Source organism: Streptomyces sp. ADI96-02 (genome assembly GCF_003846185.1).
Lineage (GTDB): Bacteria > Actinomycetota > Actinomycetes > Streptomycetales > Streptomycetaceae > Streptomyces.
On record NZ_ML123035.1, the window covers coordinates 75960 to 81564 of the forward strand.

At 66.2% G+C, this 5605-nt stretch carries 3 protein-coding genes and 1 pseudogene; all 4 read right to left on the minus strand.

The genetic code is table 11. From position 1 onward, the window contains the following. Positions 1 to 571, minus strand: a pseudogene (locus EES43_RS30385) (transposase); the annotation flags it as partial. A 647-nt stretch (positions 572 to 1218) separates the two neighbouring features. Continuing rightward, entirely contained in the window at positions 1219 to 2256 is a 1038-nt protein-coding gene (locus EES43_RS30390) for a hypothetical protein (RefSeq protein WP_124272262.1), read from the minus strand. Positions 2257 to 4468: 2212 nt separating this feature from the next. Beyond that, on the minus strand, positions 4469 to 5026 hold the full coding sequence (locus EES43_RS30400) for a transposase (RefSeq protein WP_346774373.1): 558 nt from the start codon (positions 5024 to 5026) through the stop codon (positions 4469 to 4471). Continuing rightward, complete coding sequence (locus EES43_RS30405; protein WP_124272264.1) at positions 4993 to 5532, minus strand: winged helix-turn-helix domain-containing protein; 540 nt, start codon at positions 5530 to 5532, stop codon at positions 4993 to 4995. Before EES43_RS30405 ends, EES43_RS30400 begins: the two co-directional genes overlap by 34 nt. Positions 5533 to 5605 lie beyond the last annotated feature (73 nt).

Sequence of the window (5605 nt, forward strand, 5' to 3'; positions counted from 1 at the left end):
GGAGGCGGCGGAGGCACATAAGGGTGCAGGCCAGTTCGAGCAGGCCCAGGTGGAGATCGGCGCGTCGTTCGTAGCGGGTGCGGAGTCGTTTGAACTGGTGCAGCCAGGCGAAGGCGCGCTCGACCACCCAGAGCGCACCTTGCCCAGCCCTGAGCCACGCCGCGTCGCGCGATCATCGGCTTGATTCCGCGCTTCCACAGCAGGCGGCGGTACTTGTCGAAATCGTAGCCCCGGTCGGCGTACGGACACCGCGGCTTGAGGCGAGGGCGTCCCCGCAGACGGAGCAGTCGTCCAGGTCCAGCAGAGCAGCGCGGCGTGCATGCGCGGGCCATACACCTGCCGCGGTCCAATCCCGCAGCCGGCGCCAGGCCGTCACCCCGGAGCAGCCCACCGTCTCCGCAGGGACATCGCGCCACGCGACACCGGTCCGCAGCACGTACAGAACGCCCGAGAGTGCCACTCGGTCGGGAACACGAAACCGCCCGGGGTGGCGTCGCCGCCTTTCGGGAGCGGGCGGCAGCAGCGGGGTCACCCGCTCCCATAGATCGTCAGGAACAAGATCGGCACGCATCCCGGACACCCTGCCGACCGAGATCACCGAGCACAAGACCCGGGCTCAACTCATTCTGGAACGATCAGTAAGTGGAGAGGTGTTTGCCGCGGTGCTGAGCGGTCCGGAAGTACGGCGGGTGAGGGCGCTGATCGATGCGTAGGAGGACCGGTCCGGGCGTGTGCTCCGGGACGGGTTGAGGGGTGTCCCAGGACCGGCACGACCTGGTCGTCCGCAGTTCCGACCCGGCCCTGCCTGCCCTGGTCTGCGAGAGGAAGCACAGCCTGTAGGGCGGACCTGGCTCAAAGGGCTTCCCGTCCTCAGACTCGGCGGCGGACTCGGCCGGCGCAGCGTAGCCGTGGGCGCGGCAGCATGACCGGCGGTGGTGGAGACGCGCGGCTGGTCACGGAGTGGTGAGTCGGGTGGAGTGGTAAGGGCACGGCCCCGGGGCGGAGCGATTACAGGCGATGGACATCGCCGGGCTCTCCCGCGCTCAAGCACCGCAATCTCAGCCTGGTCGACCGTTACAGCTTTACCGCCTCCACCACGACCGGAATAGCCCGTGGTGGCCCGTTTCCGCCTGTCCGGCGGAAACGGGCAGTCGTAGCTGGTCCGGTGCGGTCAGGGGTTCGCAGCGGTTGAGTGAAGGAGCAGACCGCCAGGTCAGGTCAGATGATTCGCTTCATGACGACCATGTGCTGCTTGAAGGGGGCGTTGCCAGCGCCCCAGGAGAGGACGGCGAAGACCTCGCCGCTGGGAGCACCGTGGATCTCAGGTGTGGCGTTGGCGGCGGCTCCGCTGCTGGTGCGGGACCAACCCGTGAAGTTCTGGCCGCCGTCGGTGGAGCGGTTGACCCAGAGTTCGTGGTCGTTGGGGCTGACGCATCCGATGGCGATGTTCTGCTGGGCCTGGTAGGCGGGGTCATTGGTATTGGTCGTGGGAGACGCAGGGCCTCCCCGACCCACCGCGACGGACTCGCACTCACCGCCGCCGGGCAGTTCCGCGAAGGACGCGTTCTGCACGCTGTTCCTGTCGGTACGGGTACGGGAGACGTAAACGTGGTTGTTCAGGCCGCGTGCGACCTCGAAGCTCATGATGCTCGTACTGATGGAACTGGTGTACGTGGACACGCTGTCCACCATGCCCTGCACTCGCGGGTCGCGCTGGGTACCCCATTCGCTCAGCGGGAACGAGGGTGCGCCGTTCCACAGTTCCATGCTGTGCACGTACACCTGCTGGCCCCGCACCGTGTAGAGCACCGCGTTGTTGACACCGGTGGACGTGGTGATACCCGTGGTGGTGCGGAGCTGGCCCGGTACGTTCTCCCAGTCCGACCACAGGTTGCCCGCCGCACCTCGGAGGATGCTGTAGTAGACGACGCCGTCGGTACCGACATGGAAGACGATCAGGCGGGAGTTCTGCAAACCGCCGGTGCCTACGTTGAGCAACGAGATGACCTCGGGGCGCTGATACGTCCGGGCGCCGCCCGGCATCACCTGCCAGGCACCATTGCGGTACCGCCACCAGATCTGGTTGTCCTCCCCGCGCACCACCTGGTAGAGGTCGCCCTGGAACCACTGTGCTGACAGGGCGTCGGGCGACCTGGCATCACCGCCCTCGTTGATCCACGATCCCTCGGCCGCTGTGGCGGGGCCGGCCGGGAAACCGAGCAGCAGCACAAGCGCCGCCAGCACGGCGACCCACACGCGCCGGAGCCTCCCTTGTCCTATCCCCGCGCTCAGCACGCCTCTTAATCTCACCATTGGTCCCTCTCGTTCCCGTCAGAGCTCCCGGAATCCGTGCGCCGGAATACCGAACGCTGGCTGGCGAATGCCGACCAGCCCCGCTGCACGCTATGCCCTGCGCCAGAGATCCGTTGGCAGAAGCAAGAAAGTGAGTCGCGGATCTCTTCGGCTCTCTTGGGTCAGATGATGAGGTCGGGGTGACGCCGGCCTCGTGCCGGAGCCGGCGAGAAGCCCCTTCGCGCCGAACGAGGAATGAGTGATTGCAGAGGGGGCCGGCTTGGCTGCTGAAGACCTCCCCAGGTCGCGAAGCATGCGAGGCAAGCCGGCCGCGGCCTGCGGGGTCGTCGGTTCGTGACATCGCTAGGGACAATGCCCCGGGCGTCCTGGTGGGAGTACGAGCGACCGTATCTGTATAGGTACTCGTTTCTCAGCAGAGAGGTCGCATCATGATCAAAGTCCGTACTCTCTTTCAGCGGTGGATCAGCATCCAGGAGCGCTACCTCCTGGGCTACGGGCCGGATCCGATCGGCTTCGCACATACTGAAGTCATCCACGCGTGCTCGCTGGGCCCCGATTGCGTCCTCGCCGAACACCACTGACCCCTCCAAGGCAGGAGCCGTGCTGCGGCCCACCGCGCGGGTGCGTAGCCCTGGGGCTCCGGATGCCTGCGCTCCGCTGAGGGGCGTCCGCGCCCTCTCGACCTCAGCCTTCAGCACCTCCCAGGGGCGGAGCCTCCAGCCACCTCATGGAGACCACGAAATCTTGGTCCCAAGTGCGCCGGTCCGAGGATGTCGTCGCGGCCATGCCTGTTCACAGTCGCCCGCTGGCCTCCGGCATCCGAGAAGGTGGCGTACCGTGACCGGGGCGTTGCTCATCGTCCGGGCGTACCTGGCCGGAACCGGCTGCTGCTGGCGAGCCGCGTAGCGCGAGATCCCCTGGAGCCACAGATCGATGCGACCGTCGCCGGTCGTGTCGGGCTGATTCTGAAGTCCGACGACCGTTGGAGCTGCTGTTCGACGTCGTCGCGCCGACCGGGTGCTGCGGATCAGCCCGGGCATCATCACACCTCACATGGCCCCCATCCGCTGCCCGGCCTCAAGCGGTCCCACTACATGATCAAGGACGCTTCCGCCAGACGACGGCTCCTCGTCAGCAGCCCGACGCCCCCTCGGCAGAGGTGTGCCCGTCTTGACTGGTGTCGTGAGCGGATGTCGAGCGAACAGGGCAGGTAATCGATACCGGTGACGGCGACATCCGACATCCCCAGAGGAGAGATACCGCCGGTGAAATAGTACGTTTCCTTGACGGTTTCCGGGATGATTACGCCGTCTGTCCGCCTTCGGCTCCAGTATTGCGGGCCTCGACCCACCGATGCGCTTCTGAGATTGGCAGGTGCACGGCGAGGAGGCGGAGGCGGCGGTTGTCGATAGTGGTACCGGGCGCTGCGGTGCGATGCTGTCGCAGGGTAGGAGCTCTCCACCGATCTCGCTCCTCGCTCGGCGGCATGGCTCTGCCGTTCGGGCGGAACCGTCGCCGCAGCCACCGCACCGTCGGTTCCGCCCCAATGCGAGCACCGGGGCGGATTTGCCACCCCGGTACCGGCAGTCCTTCTCCGCCGGAAGGCGGCAGGGCCTCTCAGAGTCTCAGCGGACGATGACGTTGAAGACAGGTGAGGCCGTGGCACCGCTGACGATGCGCAGGTCGTTCTTGCCCTTCAGCCCGAGCTTGGCACCGAGTGAGTACGAGCCGTTACGGGAGATGGTCGTGGAGGCGGGCAGGCTGACCCATTTGCCTTCCTGCTTCTGCTGGAGGGTGACCTTGCTTCCTACGGGTGAGGCCAGTGGTCTGACCTGTGACCCGGAACAGCTGCCAGGCAGGAAGGGAGGACGCCGACGGCTTGGCCGTAATACCGGCCGCGGCGGGCGCGGCCTTCTGTGCGGTGAATGAAGTAACGGAATGTGCGGCCGGTGTGGCTGCCGTCGCGGTGCCCGCAAGGCCCAGAGAGGCTGCGCCGAGGACAGCGGCTACGCAGATGCGCAGGGCCTTTCGCTTCGAGATCATCATGAATCCGTCCCTTCCGTACTGAGAACTGGCTTTCACGCCAAAGATCACGTACGTGTCCATTGGCCTGATCACTACTGAACTTGAATGTGTGATGTCGGCTTGATCGTGGTCAGCCGCCTATGGTCAGGCCGGTGCCCATGAGGCAGCCGTCGATGAGGTGCGGTCGGTACTGGGTCTTCTTGAGGCTGCACTTCACGGCGGCGGCAAGCTGGTCGAGGTTCGCGGCTGCGAGGTTGCCGATAGTCCGTTTCACCAGAGACCAGATGCCCTCCTGCGGGTTGAGGTCAGGTGCGTAGGACGGAAAGTGGAGAACGGTCAGCCAGTCCTCGTTCGCGGCGATGAAGTCCTTCATCTGCGGCATGAGATGGGTACGCAGATTGTCCCGGACCAGGACGATGGGGCCTCTGAGCTGGTTGTGCGCCCGCACGATGAGATCGCGGTAGTCCTGCCAGGTGAACCCCTTGGGTTCGCCCTTTCGTCCCCGGTGGACGCGGAAACTGTAGATCAGCCTCGACCGGTCTCCGCGACGGAAGCAGGTCATTCCCGCCATCGAAACCCGTCCCGAGCCGCGGCCCCGGACGCGCACGACCGGAGTCTGGCCGACCCGGCCCCAAGATCTTGCGCGTGGCGGCCTCAGCGACTGGCCGGCCTCGTCCTCGAAGACGATCCAGGCTCCGCGGGCCGCCGCTGTGCTTTTACCTGCGGCCACACCTCCTTCTTCCACAACTCCACTGCTCCGTCGTCACGTTCGATTGCTCTGCGCGCCGGCTGCTGCCAGGACCAGCCGTGCCGCTTCAGCAGCCGCCATGTCCCCTCCACCGTGTAGCCGACGTGGAACAACCGCCCGATCAACGTCTTCACCCGTGCCGGCGTCCAGCGCTGATCCGCCCAGCCATGAGCGAGCGGACCACGCTCCAACTCGCGCTCAAGCTTCTCGATGTGAGCTACGGAAAGCCTCGGGCGACCTGGCGACCCCTTCGACCGGACACCTTCCTCACCCCGCTCCCGCCATTGTCGGCGCCAGCGCTCCACCGACCGCTCGCTCACCCGCAGCGCGGCCGCGATCTCCCTGTTCTTCGCGCCATCCTCGAAGCGGCCGACCGCCTCCAGCCGGATCCGTTCCCTCGCCGTCCTCTTGGCGTCGGTCAAACCGCCGCCCTGCGCGTATCTCACACCACACAGCTACCGACCCGGCTCAGCCACTGTCAGGCGAACCTCCCGACATCACTCAATCAAGTTCAGTAGT